At 32.0% G+C, this 18,136-nt stretch carries 21 protein-coding genes; 5 read left to right on the top strand and 16 right to left on the bottom strand.

Annotated elements, in window-relative coordinates; translation table 11 throughout:
- Positions 1–17 precede the first annotated feature (17 nt).
- Both AC1RRN_RS10145 and AC1RRN_RS10140 read right to left on the bottom strand, forming a co-directional pair.
- Positions 18–512 carry a hypothetical protein gene (locus tag AC1RRN_RS10145; protein ID WP_492967187.1) on the bottom strand — a complete coding sequence of 165 codons (495 nt, stop codon included), beginning with the start codon at positions 510–512 and terminating at the stop codon, positions 18–20.
- Between the two features lie 58 nt (positions 513–570).
- Complete coding sequence (locus tag AC1RRN_RS10140) at positions 571–1,026, bottom strand: GNAT family N-acetyltransferase (protein WP_492967186.1); 456 nt, start codon at positions 1,024–1,026, stop codon at positions 571–573.
- A gap of 141 nt (positions 1,027–1,167) precedes the next feature.
- Between AC1RRN_RS10140 and AC1RRN_RS10135 the strand changes: the two genes are divergently transcribed.
- Both AC1RRN_RS10135 and AC1RRN_RS10130 read left to right on the top strand, forming a co-directional pair.
- Positions 1,168–1,611: a PepSY-like domain-containing protein gene (locus AC1RRN_RS10135; RefSeq protein ID WP_492967185.1), complete on the top strand. Its 444-nt coding sequence runs from the start codon at positions 1,168–1,170 to the stop codon at positions 1,609–1,611.
- 284 nt (positions 1,612–1,895) lie between these two features.
- Positions 1,896–3,356: a glycosyltransferase family 2 protein gene (locus tag AC1RRN_RS10130; protein ID WP_492967184.1), complete on the top strand. Its 1,461-nt coding sequence runs from the start codon at positions 1,896–1,898 to the stop codon at positions 3,354–3,356.
- A 64-nt stretch (positions 3,357–3,420) separates the two neighbouring features.
- On the opposite strand, the gene AC1RRN_RS10125 is transcribed toward AC1RRN_RS10130, so the two are convergent.
- Positions 3,421–3,849 carry a GNAT family N-acetyltransferase gene (locus tag AC1RRN_RS10125; RefSeq protein ID WP_492967183.1) on the bottom strand — a complete coding sequence of 143 codons (429 nt, stop codon included), beginning with the start codon at positions 3,847–3,849 and terminating at the stop codon, positions 3,421–3,423.
- Positions 3,850–3,987: 138 nt separating this feature from the next.
- Positions 3,988–4,359 carry a hypothetical protein gene (locus tag AC1RRN_RS10120; protein ID WP_492967182.1) on the bottom strand — a complete coding sequence of 124 codons (372 nt, stop codon included), beginning with the start codon at positions 4,357–4,359 and terminating at the stop codon, positions 3,988–3,990.
- 225 nt (positions 4,360–4,584) lie between these two features.
- On the opposite strand from AC1RRN_RS10120, the gene AC1RRN_RS10115 reads away from it, so the two are divergent.
- Positions 4,585–5,709, top strand: coding sequence for a serine hydrolase (locus AC1RRN_RS10115; protein ID WP_492967181.1), 1,125 nt, complete (start codon positions 4,585–4,587; stop codon positions 5,707–5,709).
- A gap of 62 nt (positions 5,710–5,771) precedes the next feature.
- Here the strand turns inward: AC1RRN_RS10115 and AC1RRN_RS10110 are convergent, their stop codons facing one another.
- From AC1RRN_RS10110 to AC1RRN_RS10075, 8 genes are all read right to left on the bottom strand, one after another.
- Positions 5,772–6,704, bottom strand: a complete 933-nt coding sequence (locus AC1RRN_RS10110) for a transglutaminase-like domain-containing protein (protein ID WP_492967180.1) — start codon at positions 6,702–6,704, stop codon at positions 5,772–5,774.
- Between the two features lie 18 nt (positions 6,705–6,722).
- Positions 6,723–7,574, bottom strand: coding sequence for a substrate-binding domain-containing protein (locus AC1RRN_RS10105; protein ID WP_492967179.1), 852 nt, complete (start codon positions 7,572–7,574; stop codon positions 6,723–6,725).
- Positions 7,575–7,622: 48 nt separating this feature from the next.
- Complete coding sequence (locus tag AC1RRN_RS10100; protein WP_492967178.1) at positions 7,623–8,096, bottom strand: DUF4265 domain-containing protein; 474 nt, start codon at positions 8,094–8,096, stop codon at positions 7,623–7,625.
- Between the two features lie 87 nt (positions 8,097–8,183).
- Entirely contained in the window at positions 8,184–8,576 is a 393-nt protein-coding gene (locus AC1RRN_RS10095; RefSeq protein ID WP_492967177.1) for a VOC family protein, read from the bottom strand.
- A gap of 3 nt (positions 8,577–8,579) precedes the next feature.
- On the bottom strand, positions 8,580–9,020 hold the full coding sequence (locus AC1RRN_RS10090; RefSeq protein WP_492967176.1) for a DinB family protein: 441 nt from the start codon (positions 9,018–9,020) through the stop codon (positions 8,580–8,582).
- A 35-nt stretch (positions 9,021–9,055) separates the two neighbouring features.
- Positions 9,056–9,925, bottom strand: a complete 870-nt coding sequence (locus tag AC1RRN_RS10085; protein ID WP_492967175.1) for a nucleoside phosphorylase — start codon at positions 9,923–9,925, stop codon at positions 9,056–9,058.
- 107 nt (positions 9,926–10,032) lie between these two features.
- Positions 10,033–10,365, bottom strand: a complete 333-nt coding sequence (locus AC1RRN_RS10080) for a translation initiation factor (protein ID WP_059115351.1) — start codon at positions 10,363–10,365, stop codon at positions 10,033–10,035.
- A gap of 74 nt (positions 10,366–10,439) precedes the next feature.
- A complete protein-coding gene (locus AC1RRN_RS10075; RefSeq protein ID WP_492967174.1) occupies positions 10,440–11,390 on the bottom strand; it encodes an isopenicillin N synthase family dioxygenase in 951 nt (316 codons plus the stop codon).
- A 175-nt stretch (positions 11,391–11,565) separates the two neighbouring features.
- Between AC1RRN_RS10075 and AC1RRN_RS10070 the strand changes: the two genes are divergently transcribed.
- Both AC1RRN_RS10070 and AC1RRN_RS10065 read left to right on the top strand, forming a co-directional pair.
- A complete protein-coding gene (locus AC1RRN_RS10070; protein WP_492967300.1) occupies positions 11,566–13,542 on the top strand; it encodes an alpha-ketoacid dehydrogenase subunit alpha/beta in 1,977 nt (658 codons plus the stop codon).
- A 68-nt stretch (positions 13,543–13,610) separates the two neighbouring features.
- Positions 13,611–15,353 carry a DUF885 domain-containing protein gene (locus AC1RRN_RS10065; protein WP_492967173.1) on the top strand — a complete coding sequence of 581 codons (1,743 nt, stop codon included), beginning with the start codon at positions 13,611–13,613 and terminating at the stop codon, positions 15,351–15,353.
- A gap of 68 nt (positions 15,354–15,421) precedes the next feature.
- On the opposite strand, the gene AC1RRN_RS10060 is transcribed toward AC1RRN_RS10065, so the two are convergent.
- The 4 genes from AC1RRN_RS10060 to AC1RRN_RS10045 all read right to left on the bottom strand — a co-directional run bounded on the left by AC1RRN_RS10060 (position 15,422) and on the right by AC1RRN_RS10045 (position 18,081).
- Positions 15,422–16,393, bottom strand: a complete 972-nt coding sequence (locus tag AC1RRN_RS10060; protein ID WP_492967172.1) for a quinone oxidoreductase family protein — start codon at positions 16,391–16,393, stop codon at positions 15,422–15,424.
- A 79-nt stretch (positions 16,394–16,472) separates the two neighbouring features.
- Positions 16,473–17,048, bottom strand: coding sequence for a Crp/Fnr family transcriptional regulator (locus AC1RRN_RS10055; RefSeq protein WP_492967171.1), 576 nt, complete (start codon positions 17,046–17,048; stop codon positions 16,473–16,475).
- Entirely contained in the window at positions 17,041–17,610 is a 570-nt protein-coding gene (locus AC1RRN_RS10050; RefSeq protein ID WP_492967170.1) for an RDD family protein, read from the bottom strand. Before AC1RRN_RS10050 ends, AC1RRN_RS10055 begins: the two co-directional genes overlap by 8 nt.
- Before the next feature lie 63 nt (positions 17,611–17,673).
- The gene (locus AC1RRN_RS10045) at positions 17,674–18,081 is read right to left on the bottom strand and encodes a glyoxalase (RefSeq protein ID WP_492967169.1); all 408 of its coding nucleotides are present in this window, start codon (positions 18,079–18,081) and stop codon (positions 17,674–17,676) included.
- Positions 18,082–18,136: the final 55 nt, after the last annotated feature.

The following is an 18,136-nucleotide window of genomic DNA, read 5'->3' as shown; positions in this document are numbered from 1 at the left end:
TTTACAGATCTTTTAAATTATTTATTAGAGATTTCAAAATCTCTTAACCGTATCATATTAATCATGTAAGGCCACATTTCATTTCCTGTAGCACCAGGATAAGCCCCCATATTTGATGTTTCTTTAAAATCGCCTTCTTCAACACGCTGAATTTCTGAAATGTATTTCAAAGAAAATTTTGTTCTGTTTTTAAAAGTCAATAGCACTTGCATGTTTTTATTTTTTTCCTTTTCACTTTCTCCATGAGTTCCTATGCAAAAATAAAAGTCGATTGTTCCTTCTTCACCATTCTTTTCAAATAAATCCTGGTTTTCAAAAGTATTAATTATCTCAGTAAAAGGTTCAAATTTAATGATGGAGTAGGTGATGTTTTTTGGATCTTCTGTATTTAATTTAATGGTAAATTTTGCGCCAATAGGAAATTCATAACCAGAGTTATAAGGGCTTGGTAATTCTTGTGCAAAACCATTCAGGCCTAAAAGCAGGATTAAAAAAGTTACTATCAGTTTCATATAATTTGTTTATTTATTATTAAAGAGAGTCCGAAAAAAAACTTGTCTTTCTATAATTCTATAGGTTTAATTCTAATTCCATTATCGGCATATATCTGTCTTTTATAGAAGTTTCAATTTGCCCTGTTTTCATGAATCCTAATTTAGCATAAAATTGCTCTGCATTTGGTTCTGAATGTAGTATAATTTTGTTAATGTTAGTTTTACTCAAAGAAAAGAGAAAGTGTTCCATTAATTTTCCACCAAATCCTTTTCCAATGAATTCTGGTAAAACAAATAAATTATCCAGTTTTACAGTCTTCTCATCTTGATTTAAGAAAGAATAATAGCCCACAATTTGATTTTCAACGGCTAATTTATAAACCGGATTTTTATCGATATAAACCGGAGTAACTGTTAAAAATTCTGACCAGATTTCGATTTGTTCAGCAGAATATCCCCAATAAGCCTTTGATTTTTTAGTGATTTCTGTCAAAATTTGATGATCGCTACTTAGCGCCTTTTCTATTACCATTCTCGATTTAAAACTATTATTTAAAAGAATAAAAATAGATAAAAAGTGCTTCTTAAAAAATTAAAGCTTTCTTAAATTGGTTTGAATACTTTTTTACTTATTGTAAATTAGCCATTTACGATAATTTTAAATATAAAAACCATGAAAAATAGAATCCTAATAGTCGTTTTATTACTAGGTTTTGTAATATCGGCGAAAGCACAAAAAAAGATTGAAACTACAGAATTACCTAAACCTGCACAAGAATTTCTGCAAAAATACTTTAGCAATACAACTGTTGACATTGCCAAGAAAGATGCTGAGCATGGTGAAAAAGGGTACGAAGTCATACTGAAAGACGGAACGGAAGTAGAGTTCTGGAAAGACGGCTCCTATCGCGAAGTAGACGGAGATGATAAACCAATTCCTACTGGATTCATTCCTGCATCTGTCAAAGATTATGTTTCAAAAAATTATCCAAATGAAAAAATAACCCATATCGATTATGGACATAAAGATCTCGACGTTGACTTAACAAATGATATTGACCTTGAATTTACTAAGGAAGGGAAAATTTTAAAAGATAAAAATAATAACGTCAAGTAATTTCTAAATGATAAGCCTCCAAAATCAATGAATTTGGAGGCTTTTTTTTTTGGAGTTTTTAGTATAAACTTTTCACAAGTGTATAATCTTTATACACTGCAATTTCAGCTTAAAATCTCTAATCAACTCATTGTCAATTTTAAATGATAATGGCATAAGGCTTGTAAAATGGGATATAGTCAATTTCTTCGAATAAATATTTTTTATCATTTTTTGACGATTAATTAATATTCAAAAGGAATGCCAATTTAATAAAAGCCATTAAGAAACAGCAATTGCCCATTATGAAAAGCGAAACAATTATTCAGGAACAATTTTACACTTCAAACAATATTAGCAATAAAAATGAACTTCCAATTAGCAGCTCCATTTTTAATATTAAGAACCAATCTTCACATAAAGATTTTAAGAAAAACGCAAATCCATTAAGTTTTATTGTGCTTATTGGCACTTTTGCATTAATGCTTGCAGGTTCTTTTTTAGTTTATAAGTTACAATCAGATTTTGATCAGTTTCACATAGACAGAATAAATTCTACATGGGGACTGCCTTTTTTAATTATAACAGGAGCTTTATTCTTTTTTCAAACTGGTTCATTTTTATATAATTTATACCTGTATTTTAAATATAAACCAATTGAATCTGTTGCAGATGATTTATTGCCAACCTGTACTGTAATTGTACCGGCATACAATGAAGGAAAATTGGTTTGGGAAACTTTATTAAGCTTAGCAGAAAGTGATTTTCCGGAGCAAAAACTACAAATTCTTGCTATTGATGATGGAAGTAAAGACGATACCTGGTACTGGATGCAACAAGCTAAAATTAGATTAGGAGATCGTTTATCAATATACCAACAACCAGAAAATAAAGGAAAACGTCATGCTTTACATCGCGGATTTGAACTTGGTACAGGAGAAATTTTTGTAACAGTTGATAGTGATTCAATTGTAAAAAAAGATACTTTAAGAAATCTTGTAAGTCCGTTTGTTGTTGATAAAAAATGTGGTGCAGTTGCAGGAAATGTTCACGTTTTGAATAATAAAAAAGCTTTATTGCCTAAAATGCTAAATGTGAGTTTCGTAATGAGTTTTGAATTCATGCGTTCTGCTGAAAGTATGTTAGGTTCAGTTCTTTGTACTCCTGGCGCTGCAGCGGCGTACAGACGTGATGCTGTCTTTAATTGTCTGTCAGAATGGATTGATCAGACTTTTATGGGACAACCTTCAGACATTGGTGAAGACCGCGCTATGACCAATATGATTTTGAAACAAGGATTGCATGTTTTGTTCCAAAGAAATGCTGTAGTACTTACAAATGTTCCGGAAGAATACGTTGGTTTGTATAAAATGTTCATCAGATGGGGAAGAAGTAATGTGCGTGAGAATATCATGATGGCGCAATATGTTTTTAAAGATTTTAGAAATGAATCTAAATTTGGTGCCCGTCTTTTATTTTTAAATCAATCGCTAAAGATTGTTATGGCCTATCCATTCTTGTTATTTATGCTGTTTTTTATAGCGATACATCCAATTTTATTTTTTAGTTCTACACTTTTAAGCATTTTAATTGTTTCGAGTTTCTCTGTACTATTTTATGCAAAAAGATATAGTTTATCTGAGGCTTTCTGGGCATATTCATATAGCATTTTTTACACTTTCAGTTTATTCTGGATTACGCCTTATGCTATCGTCACAGCCAATAAAAGAGGCTGGCTAACGAGAGGGTTGTCTGAAATAAAATAAATAATTAAAACGCCGCAGAAAACTAATTTTGCGGCGTTTTAATTATTTATTTAATGTCTTGACATTATTTTATATGGAGCACAAAAGAAAAATATTCACCGTGATCTGAGACACCTTTATCTACGGCAAGAAAACCTCTTTTTTTATAAAATTCAATAGCTCTGGTATTCTTTACCAAACATTTTAATGTGATAGGAGTTTTCATTATTTGAATAGCTTCTTCTAGTAAATTTGTTCCAATTTTATGTTGCTGATATTCAGCATCTATATAAAAATGATGAATAAAATTGCCCGGAAGCCATAACGAAATAAATCCGACAACTCTATCATTAAAAACAGCTACCAGAACAAATTCTCCCTCTGTTTCACGATCAAAATCACTAAGATTATAATGCTGAGTATCCAGCCAGTAAAATGTTTTTTGGCGCACTTCCAGAAATATTCTTTGTAAATCGGCTATGTGGTTTCTATTTTTTTCGACGATTTGAAGCATTTTTTCATTTAAACTGATTCCGCCCAAATTTACAATAAAATGAATGGTTTATAAACATAAAAAACTCCTAATAACTAAGTTTATCAGGAGTTAATTGTATTTTTATGGTATGTTATTTTAAATTGCTTTTGAATGAATTTATATTTTCTTAAGTGTAATTTTTACTTCTTTTAATTTTAATATCAGTTCATCATCTGTTATAGTGCTTTCGCTTGGAAACGGTGTACCAGTTTCGTCTTTAATAATTAAACTTTTCCCTCCTTTTGTCAATGCATAAGTACCATTTGTAATTGGCTGGAGCAAGAATCCCGTTACATGCCCATCTTCTGTGAACGTTAGGTTTCCAGATGTTAAAATAACATGTTTTGCTGAATCAGAAAGTGTTACTTTATTAGTTTCAACAGCTGTTATTTTCCAGGAATTTACCAATTTATTTCTTTTACTATGGCATGAAATCATTAATAATGTCAGCAATGCAATTCCGAAGATAAATAATTTAGATTTTTTCATGGTTTTGAGATTAAAAATTAAACATGAAAAGTTACAAAAAAAAAATATAATTAAAATATTTAGGATCAAGTATTTATAATTTTTTTCCTCCAAAAAATTAAAAAAGCTTGAAAATGCTGTTATCGGTAACGTATTGAAGATGAATAATCTATAAAAAATGAAATTTTATTAGATATTAAATAGTTTTCAATTTCTATATTTGAGATTCATTTTTTAAGTTATACTATGTCAGTTTCAAAAAAACACATTTTATTTTTGATTTCTTTTTTATTTTTAAGTTGTAGCTCTCAAAAAAATGTTTTGGAGCAGGTTTTAAGTTCAAATGATGCAAAAATAAAAGACGTCATGAAAAAACCTGAGCAATATGAACTACAAATTATATACACTAAAATAATAAGAGAAAACGGTAAAATTTCTTTTAAAGATTATATGTATCATGCAAATGCTTCAAATTATTATTATCCTGCCAGCACGATAAAATTACCTATTGCAATTCTGTCACTAGAAAAATTAAATACTATTGAAAATACATCAATTAATAGCACTTTTACAATCGAAGGCAGCGCTGAAAAATTAAAATTGGCAGACGAAATTACTAAAGTTTTTGCCGTAAGCGACAATGTTGCCAGTAGTAATTTATTTGAGTTTACCGGTTTTGATTATATCAATCAAAAGATGCAAGAGAAAGGATTAGAACCATTTAAAATTAATCATCGCCTTTCTGGTTCTGAACCTGCAAACCCTCTTGTAAAGTCTGTAACGCTTTATAAAAATGATGGAACCATTGAAGTTTTTCCGTCCAAATTAAACGAAAAAAGTCCTCCTTTAATTCTTAATAATCTTAAAAAAGGAATTGGTTTTATGAAAGATGGGAAGCTTATAGATGAGCCTTTTAATTTCGACAGAAAAAATTATTATCCATTAGAAACACTACATAATACGTTAAAAAGAATTGTATTTCCTGAAGCTTTTGATGTAAACCAACGTTTTAAAATTACGGATAAAGAGCGTGAATTTATTTTATTTTCTATGCAGAATTTACCTCGAAATGCAGGTTACGATTCTAAAGAATATTTTGATAGTTATTGTAAATTTTTCATGTTTGGAGATTCCAAAAATCAAATTCCGGATAATATAAAAATCTACAATAAAATTGGAGAAGCATACGGAACTATGACTGAAACAGCCTATATCAAGGATTCAGAAAATAATGTGGAGTTTCTGTTATCTGCTACCATGCTTGTCAATAAGGACGGTATTTTTAATGATAATGTTTATGAATACGAGACTATCTCGCTTCCTTTTTTTGCGGAATTAGGGAGGCAGTTATATGCAAAATCTAAAATGTGAATTTGTAAATTGTGAAATGTAAGATGATATTGATACAATTCTAATTTGATATTGTAATTAAACTAATTAAGAGTTAAAGCTCCCAGAATTTCTTCATATAAAAATGGGCCACCAGGATAAGTAGCGGTATAGTCCAGATTCATCCAAACCTGACCGCGATCATCAATATGATAATGAATTCTTTTACCGTAACTTTCTTTTACAAAAAGCACATTTTTGATAAGATAATTGACTTTTTCAAGATCAATTAAAGAACCAATCAGGATTTCAGGGTAAATATGCCCTTTTGTATGAATAAGTCGTGGAGTACCTCCAATAGAACGTATTGCAGCAGCCATTAAAATAGAATGATCATCACAATCTCCTGAAAAATATGCCAACGACTCGCTGGCAGTCGCAATATAATCTCCTTCTTTTGGATCGTTGACATAATTCCAACGCCCATTTATCTCTTTAAAGACAGCAAAACACTGAATTATAGTTCTGTAATCTGAATATCCTTTAACGCCTTTAAAATGCTTTGTTGTAGCCATGATAGCGAAATTGCGAACCTTTGGGTTTTGATATTCTATAGCATTAATAATCTTTGATTTATTGGGAAACGGAAGCAATTTTGCCGCAATAATATCCTGTGGATAAGGATTATCAGACATGGTATAAATCATCGAATTATAATCTTCAGAAATTTCATTGAATCCATAATTTCCAATAACGCTTCCGTAAAACAAAACCAATAAATACAAGGCAATGCATAGAATAATAATCGTTCGCAGCAACATCAGAAAAAAGAAAATTGCTGCAAAAACAAATATGAAAATAAAAACCCGATCTAAATTAAAAGGCCATTTTAGATCGATTAAATTTTGATGCAGAATGATAAAAACCGGAATAGTAATCAAAAGACTCAACAGCATAATAATAATCCTATCCCAAGGTGATTTCACCTGTAATTTGGATTTTAATTGCGGAAAGTTGATTTTAGGGAATTTCATCATAAGAATTAAAAGCAGTTTTTACAGCGCTTTTACCGTTTCAACAAAAGTACTTTTTTTATCAATAATTCCCAGATCAAATAATTGATTTTGAATTTTATCAAATGCTTTTTCGTTTAAATGTTTTTGTGACCATTGTGTTAACTTCAGCCATTCCTGAATATCTTCTGTTTTCTGATTAAAAAGATCGGCCAAAGTTTTATCAATATCCGGAATTTGAGCAAAATCATGAGTCGTTTTATTGATGATTTCAAGGATTTTTTCGACAACTTTTGGATTCTTTCTCAAAAATTCATCGCGAACTGTAATCACAAATGAAGGCCATGGAGTAGGGCAGTCGCCAACACGTCTAAAAATTCCCTGATCAACAAGAGGTTTTGTCATAAAACGCTCCCACATAAAATAATCGGCAGTTCCTTTTGTCAAAGCTTCGACAGCTCCATCAATTGTATTTATAATTTCAAATTGCAAATTATCTGTTTCCCAGCCTTGTTCATGTGCATTTACGTATGCCATTAGTTGAGAACCTGAACCTAATCTCGAAATCGCTACTTTTTTATTTGCAAGGTCTTTAACAGAATGAAAATCTGATTTTGCGGCAACGTGAATTCCCCAAATTAAGGGAGATTGCACATAAATCTGAACAATTTTACTCGGATTTCCTGCAACAATATCTTTTACAATTCCTTCTGTCAAAATAACGGCAATATCAGCTTCACCATCACGAAGCATCTGACACATTTTACCTGTACCTTCAGGAATATTTGTCCATTGCAAATCTATATTTTCTGCTTCAAATTCACCACTTTCAATGCATAGTTGCCATGGCAAATTGAAGTGTTCGGGAACACCTACAATTTTTACAGTTTTCATTAATTTAAGTTTAAGTTAAGTTGTTTGGTATGCGTATTTTAAGTTTGTTTAGTTTTTTAATAAATCTGCTCTGTGCTTTTCAGAAAGGCAAGGCTCTGCAAAATCTATTACAGAAAGTTCTACATATTCATTTAGCAGATTTTTCACAACAGAATAATCCACTTCCCGAGTTATTTCAACAGCAAAAAGAGTCTCGTTCATACCTTCAGATTCACAATTTAATTCTTTCAGTTTCTCCCTAATAATTTCCTTGTCAAAACTTTTTTCTAAAATGACAACCTGAACAATTGAGTTTCCTGAAATTTCAATAGTTTCTCTGTAAACCAATTTTTGTTCATCTTGATCAAATTCTGCAAAGAAAATATCATCTGTTGCGATTAAAGGTCCAAAAAACGGAATATTATCTAATCTAAAATATCCTTTTTCCAGATCGATAATTTCTGCCCACATCGTTTCTACAACCGTATCTTCTAATAGATCACTATAATATTTGAATAGGATTTTTTTATGCGTTTCTGCCATTATTTTATTTATACTTTTTAAGCACATCCTAATAAATAACTTTTAGCGATGGCTTATAATTATCTAATTTTCAAATTGACTAATTATCTAATCAATTTCACTAATTATTGCTTTTAACGGTGATATAACAATTCGATATCCGTCAGGATCCTGAAACATTTTGCCATTTTCATTCCAAAACGGGTTAATTGCAGCTATTATTGAAATATTGTTGCGTACGAGCTTATTTTCCAATTCATTGTAATCTGAAATTGTCTTCGGATAAAGTACAATAACATCTTCTTCATCAAAAGTATGTTTGGCTTTTGAGTCGGATTGGGTAAATTCAAAATGCCAGTCTAAACCTGATTTCCCAATAAAAATACCATCGTAATTATTGTGATTTTGAAAACCGCCTAATTTTTCGAAACCAAGAATATCAACATAAAAATTTTCAATTCTTGCCAAATCATTTGTGTGTCGGGCCACTCTTAAAAACATAATCTATGATCTAATTTGATTGATATGATGTTCTAAATGTTCAACGTAATCTGTCATAAGAAATCTCAAATCAATGACAGAATCATCATTTAAAATAATTTCATAATCTAAAGTTTTCTCATCAACTGATTTCATGATTCTTATGATTTGTTTGTTTAATGAAAACCACAACTGTGTCAATTCATTAATCTCTTTAGTCTGATACTGATTTAAATTTACTAAATCAATTTGATTATAAGGTCTGTGTCGATAAGGTTTTTCCAGATAATTGATTTCTGTAAAACGAACTAAATTGTGAATTGCAGAATCAATTAAATGTCCTAAAACTTCCTTTTTAGACCATTTTCCAGGCTTCCTTTCTTCTAATAAAGATGAGTCAATTGTCGGAAAATAATTGACATTTTCATCCAATAATTTCTCAAATTGAAGAATTGAATCTCTCATGAATTATCTAATTATCTAATTGATAAATTTTCTAATTAATTACCAGCCAGTTTATTCAATGTATAAGCAATAAGTGCGTCCACGGCTTTGTAAGGATCTTCACTAAAAGTTCCTGAAGCACGATTGGCAATAATTGCATTTAAAGATAACGCATTATGACCTAAAAGCGCAGAAAGTCCATAAATAGCTGCTGTTTCCATTTCTAAATTGGTAATTTTATGATCGTCAAAATCAAAACTATCCATTTTATTGTTTAACTCTTCATCCTGAATATTCAAACGCAATACACGCCCTTGTGGACCATAAAATCCACCTGCAGTTGCTGTAATTCCTTTAAATATTTTATCAGATTCAATAATTTTTTCTAATGTTTCAGAGCACGGAATAGCATACGGCCTTCCTTTTCGGATATCCCAATTGGTATGCATTATAAAAGCATCCTCAAGTGCATCCTGCGAAACATCATCAATCAAATAGGAGCGGAGCATATTGTCTAATCCAAGCCCAAATTTTGACATTACAAAACTGTCTACTGGAATATCAGCATGCAAAGAACCTGAAGTTCCAATTCTGATAATATTCAGGGAAGTCAAATTTTCTTTTGGCTGACGTGTTTCCAAATCAATGTTTACCAAAGCATCTAATTCATTCAGAACAATATCAATATTGTCTGGACCAATTCCGGTAGACATTACAGAAATTCGTTTTCCTTTATAAGTTCCGGTTTGCGTTTTAAACTCTCTTTTTTGTGTCGAAAATTCAATTTTATCAAAAAACTGAGTGATTTTTTCCACTCGATTCTGATCTCCCACAAAGATTATATCATTTGCAATATGTTCAGGACGAAGGTTTAAGTGGTAAACGCTTCCGTCTGGATTTAGTATTAATTCTGATTCTTTTATCATTTTTTTTGAGGTGCTAATGTTTGTAAAAGGTACAAAGTGGCAAAGATTCAAAGAGACAAAGGTTTTCTTTCACGGAGAACTTGAAACATGAAAATAAAAAACTTTATTTATCCTCCAACTCTTTTTGTTTTAAAGCCTTTTTCTTTTAAAATTGCCATGATTTTATCACGATAATCTCCCTGAATGATGATCGAATCATCTTTAAAAGTTCCGCCTACACTTAGTTTGGTTTTAATTTCTTTGGCCAGAATTTTAAAATCTTCATCAGATCCTTCATAACCTTCGATTATAGTGGTTGCTTTTCCTTTTCTTTTTTCAAATTTGCAGATCATTGGCTCTTTTTGAACATACAACACATGCTCTTGTTCCTGAACTTCTTCAGGCTCATTTGATTCAATGTGATCTGGAAATAAGTTTTTTAATTGATCTTGTAAGTCCATTATTCTATTATTAAAATTAAAAAGACATTAAGCGTAAACTCAATGTCTTTTTATACTTCTCGTAAAATTAAAGATTATTTCTTAATTAAACCTAAATCTACTAAACGTTCGTATAAATAATCACCTGCTGTGATGTCTTCAAATTTCTTAGGATTTTCAGCATCAATACAGTTCTCTAAACAATCTAAGCGCATATCGCTCACCGGATGCATAAAAAACGGCACAGAATAACGAGATGTTCCCCATAATTCTCTTGGTGGATTTACAACTTGGTGAATAGTTGATTTTAGTTTGTTATTGGTATGTCTTGACAACATATCACCAACATTTATCACTAACTCATCATCTGCTGCAATAGCATCAATCCATTCTCCATCATGATTTTGAACCTGAAGTCCTTTTCCCTGAGCACCCATTAAAAGTGTAATCAGGTTAATATCACCATGAGCTGCTGCACGAATCGCGTTTTCTGGCTCAGAAGTAATTGGAGGATAATGAATTGGTCTTAAAATTGAGTTTCCTTCTTTAGCATATTGATCAAAATAAAATTCGTCTAATCCTAAATGCAAAGCCAAAGCTCTCAACACATAAATACCTGTTTTTTCAAGCATTTGATATGCTTCTTTACCAACAACATTAAAACGTGGTAATTCTTTAACTTCAACATTGTCTGGATATTCTGAAGCCCATTTTGAATCTTTGTCAACATACTGACCAAAATGCCAAAATTCTTTCAAATCTCCCTCTTTGCGACCTTTAGCATGCTCTTTTCCAAAAGATACATAACCTCTTTGTCCGCCAATACCGGGAATTTCATAATTATGCTTAGTTTCTACTGGCAAAGCGAAAAATTTTCTAATTTCGCTATAAAGCTCGTCTACTAACTGGTCATCTAAAAAATGACCTTTTAGGGCTACGAAGCCAATGTTTTCAAATGCACTGCCGATTTCATTTACAAATTTTTGTTTACGTTTCGGGTCGTCCGAAAGGAAATCACGTAAGTCTACACTAGGAATGTTTTGCATACTTTACATTTTTTATTTTAAGATGAAAGGTATCGTAAAACCTTTCAATAACAAAGGTAGAGAATATTTTAGAATGGAATTTTAAAAGTTATAATAAAATTAAAAATATATAACAAAAATGAATAAAATTGTTATATTTTTCTATATTTGAAACGCTAAAAAAATGAACAACCCTATGATCTTTTACAGACAAAACCTTACTGATGATAAATTACTTGAATTATATAAAAGAATCCTCAAACCTCGTTTGATCGAAGAAAAGATGTTAATCCTGATTCGTCAGGGAAAAGTATCAAAATGGTTTTCAGGAATAGGCCAGGAAGCTATTGCAGTAGGAGTGACGTCTGTTTTGGATGAATCCGAATATGTATTGCCAATGCACCGAAATCTGGGTGTTTTTACCACAAGGGATATTCCTTTGCACCGATTATTCTCTCAATGGCAAGGAAAAGCAAACGGTTTTACAAAAGGAAGAGACCGCAGTTTTCATTTTGGAACACAGGAATATAAAATCATCGGAATGATATCGCATTTGGGTCCGCAATTAGGAATTGCTGATGGAATTGCATTAGCCGATAAACTTCAGAATAATAAAAAGATTACGGCTGTTTTTACAGGTGAAGGCGCAACCAGTGAAGGTGATTTTCATGAAGCACTGAATATTGCTGCTGTTTGGAAATTGCCGGTAATGTTTATTATCGAAAACAATGGTTACGGTCTTTCGACGCCTACAAATGAACAATATTTATGTGAAAACCTTGCTGACAAAGGCGTTGGTTACGGCATTGAAAGTCATATTATAGACGGAAATAATATATTGGAAGTTTACAACAAGCTTTCAGAATTAAAAGAACAAATGCAAAATGATCCGCATCCGGTTTTATTGGAGTTTAAAACTTTTAGAATGCGCGGGCACGAAGAGGCGAGCGGTACCAAATACGTTCCACAGGAATTGATGGACGAATGGGCAGTAAAAGATCCGGTGACGAATTATCGCGATTTTTTAACTAAAATTGGTGTTTTAACCACTGAATTTGACGAGCAATTACATGCTGAAATTAAGCAGGAAATTGATGAAAATTTAGCCCTTGCAAATGCTGAACCTGAAATTATTCCAACTTATAGTGGAGAATTAGATGATGTTTACAAACCTTTTATTTATGAAGAAGTTAGTCCTTCATCAGAAACAAAAAATATTCGGTTTATAGATGCTGTCAGAAACAGTTTGGAACAATCGATGGAGGCTCATAAAAATCTGATTATTATGGGTCAGGATATTGCAGAATATGGTGGCGCTTTTAAAATTACAGATGGTTTTGTTGAGTTTTTTGGAAAAGACAGAGTTCGTAATACGCCAATTTGCGAAAGCGCTGTGGTTTCAACAGGAATGGGATTATCCATTAATGGTTACAAAGCGATTGTAGAAATGCAATTTGCCGATTTTGTTTCAACAGGATTTAATCCGATTGTGAATTTATTAGCAAAATCGCATTACCGCTGGGGCGAAAATGCCGATGTCGTAGTTCGAATGCCTTGTGGTGGCGGAACTCAGGCGGGACCTTTTCATTCTCAGACTAATGAGGCCTGGTTTACTAAAACGCCAGGTTTAAAAGTAGTCTATCCCGCATTTCCTTATGATGCAAAAGGTTTATTAAACACTTCGATAAATGATCCAAATCCGGTTTTATTTTTCGAACACAAACAATTGTACAGAAGCGTTTATCAGGATGTTCCAACAGATTATTATACCATTCCACTTGGAAAGGCAGCAGTTTTAAAAGAAGGAAATACGGTCACAATTATTGCTTTTGGCGCTCCGGTTCACTGGGCATTAGACACTTTAGCCAAAAATCCTGAAATCGATGCTGATTTAATCGATTTAAGAACACTTCAGCCTTTAGATACCGAAACTATTTTTGCATCGGTTAAAAAGACAGGAAAAGTAATTATTTATCAGGAAGACACTATGTTTGGCGGAATTGCAAGCGATATTTCAGCTTTAATTATGGAAGAATGTTTTGAATATCTCGATGCTCCGGTAAAAAGAGTGGCCAGTTTAGATTCGCCAATTCCATTTACAAAAGCATTGGAAGATCAGTTCTTACCGAAAAATCGTTTTGAAGAGGTGTTATTCGAATTACTGAAATATTAAATGCAAAAAGTAGATTGCTTTGCAGAATGAACATTTTTTCTATCTTTAAAGCATAAAAAACTTAACTTATGAAAAAACTGTTTGTTTCATTTTTTGCCATTTCATTACTATTTTCCTGTAATAAAAGCACTAAAACCAATACAGATAAAGCTTTAGACCAAAAATTTGATAAGTACAAGGACAGATTCGTTACCCATTTGTGGGAAATCAATCCGGGTTGGGCTTCTGGAGTTGGTTATCATAAATTAGATAGTGTTCTTGTAGTTCCGGATTCAAAGGAAACGAAAGCACAACTTGATTTTGCTAATGCTCAATTGGATTCGCTAAAGCAATATGATATTGAAAGTTTGTCTGACAATAATAAGACTGATTTTCAAATGATAAAAAATCAGTTAGAAGCGACTATTTTCAGTATTAAAGAATTAAAATCAACAGAATGGAATCCTGCAGAATATAATGTTTGTGGCGCTTTCGCGGAAATTTTAAACGGAAAATACGATTCCTTAGAAGTTCGTCTCCATGCTTTTAATATCAAAATGAATAACATTCCGGCTTATTATGAAGCTGCCAAAAAGAATATTAAAAACCCAACAATTGAACATACTGATCTTGCCATTGCTCAAAACATTGGAGGATCTTCTGTTTTTGAAGCCGATTTAAATGCAGTTTTAAAACAAAGCAAATTGAGTGCTGCTGAAAAAAAAGAAATTCAGGACAAAGCAAAAGTTTCGATAAAAGCTATTAAAGATTATGCTGACTGGCTTCAAAAATTACCAAATAAAACGCCTCGTTCTTTTAGATTAGGAGCTGATTTATATGCCAAAAAATTCAATTTTGATATTCAATCCAGTTATACTGCTGACGAGATTTATAAAATTGCCGTTGATCATAAAAACGATCTACACGACAAAATGTTTGTAATTGCAGATAAACTTTGGGCAAAATACAAAGGAAATGCTCCAAAACCAGCTGACAAACTGGACTTAATCAAACAAGTTATTGATAAAATTTCATTGCAGCATACTACTCCGGAGAAATTTCAATCGGAAATTGAAAAACAAATCCCGGAATTAACTGCTTATGTAAAAGCCAAAGATTTATTATACATAGATCCGTCAAAACCTTTAGTGGTGCGCAAAGAACCGGCTTATATGGCCGGTGTTGCAGGTGCTTCAATTTCTGCTGCAGGGCCTTATGACAAGAATGCAAATACGTATTATAATGTTGGAAGTATGTCGGGCTGGACAGCTGAAAATGCTGAAAGTTATCTGCGTGAATACAACGACTACATTCTTCAAATTTTAAACATTCACGAAGCGGTTCCCGGGCATTACACACAATTGGTTTACAGTAATCAATCGCCAAGTATTATAAAATCTATTTTAGGAAATGGAGCAATGGTTGAAGGCTGGGCAGTTTATGCTGAAAAAATGATGTTGGAGAGTGGTTACAAAAACTCTGATGAAATGTGGTTAATGTATTATAAATGGAATTTAAGAACAACTTGCAATACTATTTTAGACATTAGCGTTCACACGAAAGACATGTCTAAAGAAGAGGCCATGATTTTACTAACCAGAGAAGCTTTTCAGCAACAAGCTGAGGCAGAAGGGAAGTGGAAACGTGTAACTTTATCTCAAGTGCAATTATGTTCCTATTTTACAGGATATACAGAGATTTACAACTTGAGAGAAGAACTTAAGAAAAAGGAAGGTGACAAATTCAATTTGAAACAATTTCACGAAAAATTCCTGAGTTTTGGAAGCGCTCCGGTAAAATACATCAAAGAATTAATGTTATCTAAAGAGTAACTATTTCTAAAATATTTAAAGAAAAAGGTTTGACGAGATTATTATCTTATCAAACCTTTTTTCTTTTGTTAGATTTTTACAACTAAACGTTTTCCATCTGGAACCTCGGCATTCCACATTTGTTCAATATCAATTAAATTAATCTCTTCGATATTTACTTTAATTTTGTTTTGAGCGGCCAAAAGAAACATTTCCGGAAGTATTTCTGAAAACAATAATTTGACTTCTTCTTTAGACCAGCTTCCTAAACCAGAGCCTGATAATTGAAGATCAACGCTTCTCAAAATTCCCGCTGATAACTGAATGGAATCTCCAGCCATGCTTCCAATATTTACATAGCGCACTTTATGGGTAAAAGAACCTTTTCCTTTTAAAGCCAAAAAAATTAATTCTGCAGAATGTCCCCACAAATAATCCAGGATAATATCGATAGGCGTGTTTAAATGAATTTCCTGAAGTTTTTTGATAATGGTTTCATCATTTTCTTTAAGCAAAATAACTTCGTCAGCACCTAATTCTAAAAGATTCTGGAATGTTTTTTCGTTTCTTGCGGTAACAATTATTCTTTTTGCTCCGTAATATTTCGCAATCTGAATGGCCATTTGACCTGTAAAACCGGCTCCTCCGTTTATCAAAACAGTTTCTCCCGGTTTTATTCCCGCCCTAAATTTAAGTGCCATAGCAGAACCTGCAACTGCATTCGGCATTGCCGCAGCTATTGTATTGCTAATTCCTTCCGGTAACGGCACCAAAATATTCTTATCTATGAGCGTTTTCTCTGCCATTGTGCCGGTAATTCCGCGAGCATAAACTCTCGTTCCGTTTTCCAATAAACCTACTGCATCACTGCTAACAACAAATCCGTTTTCACTTTGATTATCTGAAGAATAATGTTTACCGCTGGCTTTTCCTTTATCTAAATTCGTAATAGCTACGGCTTTGACAGAAAGTAAAATTTCATTTTCATTTTGTGGAATTGGTTCTGCAAATTCTGCATATTTTGGCGATTCGCCTTTTGTATAAACTACTGCTGCTTTCATAATTATTTAATTTTATGAGGCAAAGTTAGAACGTCATTTTTCTGCCGACGATAACATTTGTTATCAAATGAAATCAGAATTATTTTTTGTGAAGCAACTGACTTTTTATTCGGCTTAAATGAACGGTACTTACGCCGAGATAAGAAGCAATATAATGTTGTGGTACACGCTGCAGCACCTGAGGTCTTTCTTCAATTAAATTAAGATAACGCTGAGCAGGAGAGTCTTTTATAAAGGAAACAAAATGTTTCATATAATCAAATGTGCGCTCAAAAAGCATGTTGATAAAACGATCTCTTAATTCTGGAATTTCTTTGATTTCTTCTAAAATTTTATCCAAATCACTTTTTTGAATCCACCATAAAACAGAAGTTTCAATGGTTTCAATAACAACCGGACTTGGTATCTTTTTCATGAAACTTTCAATAGAAGCAACGCTTTGATTCTCGAAGAAAAACTGAGTTGTTAAATCTTTTCCGTTATTATTAAACCAAACCCGAATACAGCCTTTTTCGATTATAAAAAGCCTTTTTGAAATTTCTGCTTCTTCTAAAAGAATTGTTTTGGCAGGAACTTCGAGACGTTTGAAATAGCTCGTGTATTCATTCCATTTTGAATCGGTGAGAGGGAATTTATTTCGGAATTGATCAAACATTATCTTTTATTACTTTAGTTCTGGAAATTGCATCATGAAAGCCATTTCGAGAATAGAAAAATGAAAATCGATCAAAGGGAATAAATCTGCAAAATGTTCTACTTACAATATCCATTAGTTCAGGCTTATTACCTTCTAAAGTTACAACCTTAGTTTTAGTTATAATTTTCCCCAAAGTCTTTTGAAGTCCATGCTCAAGAGGGATATAATAAAGAGAAACAAAAAATACTAGGGAACCAATTCTGTAGATAGCTCGTTCAGTTTGATTTATCAATGGCAAAAACGTTTCAATGACAGGGACAATTATAAAATAAAGAATAAAAATTACAATAAAATCAATTGCAAAATTTACAAATCGAATTCCTGCTCCAACTGTATTGTTTTCAACTTTTTTGATGATTTGGTCTTCGATTTGAACTTTAGTAGTTAACGTTTCAAATTTAGATGCATCAATTTTTCTTAAATCAATTTCTTTCTCTGCAGCATCAATAGCCAATGCTTGATATTTGGTACGATTTACTGTCACAATCTTAATTAATTCTTCGTCTGTTTTATTAGACATTACCTTCGTAAAGTTGTTCTCCATTCTTAACATCGATATTATTTAAACAATATAAATATAAATCTAATTCGAATTCGATTCCAATTCAAACAATTGCACCTGACTTTTCAATCGGTCAATCAACAAATTCATCATTCTTTTATTTAAGCTTGAAGAATTTTGAATATAAGTTTCATATTCTTCAATCGTAAAAAGTGCCATTACAATTCCTTTTAAAGAATTTCTGAACTTAATATCTTTTTGAATGGAATTTTCTATGGTTTGAAGCTTCTTTTCGACCGTATAGGAATAAAAATCGGCTTTGTTTTTATTTACGTAGTTGATAAAAACCGCAATAAACAAATCATTTTGTAGTTTTAAAATAGGCCTAATCGTCTGATTTTGAAACAACTCATCTACCGAAGATTGAGCACTTACAGTTCCTAAAGTTTCGCCTCTGAATTCTCTTAAAAAAGTGTCTCTATCTGCCATGTTTTTTCTTTAAATTTAGAAAAAATTCCAATACAAAAAATCTATTTTTACTCCT

It is taken from the genome of Flavobacterium sp. GW821-FHT11G01 (genome assembly GCF_058808175.1).
This window is presented reverse-complemented; position numbering and strand designations above follow the sequence as displayed.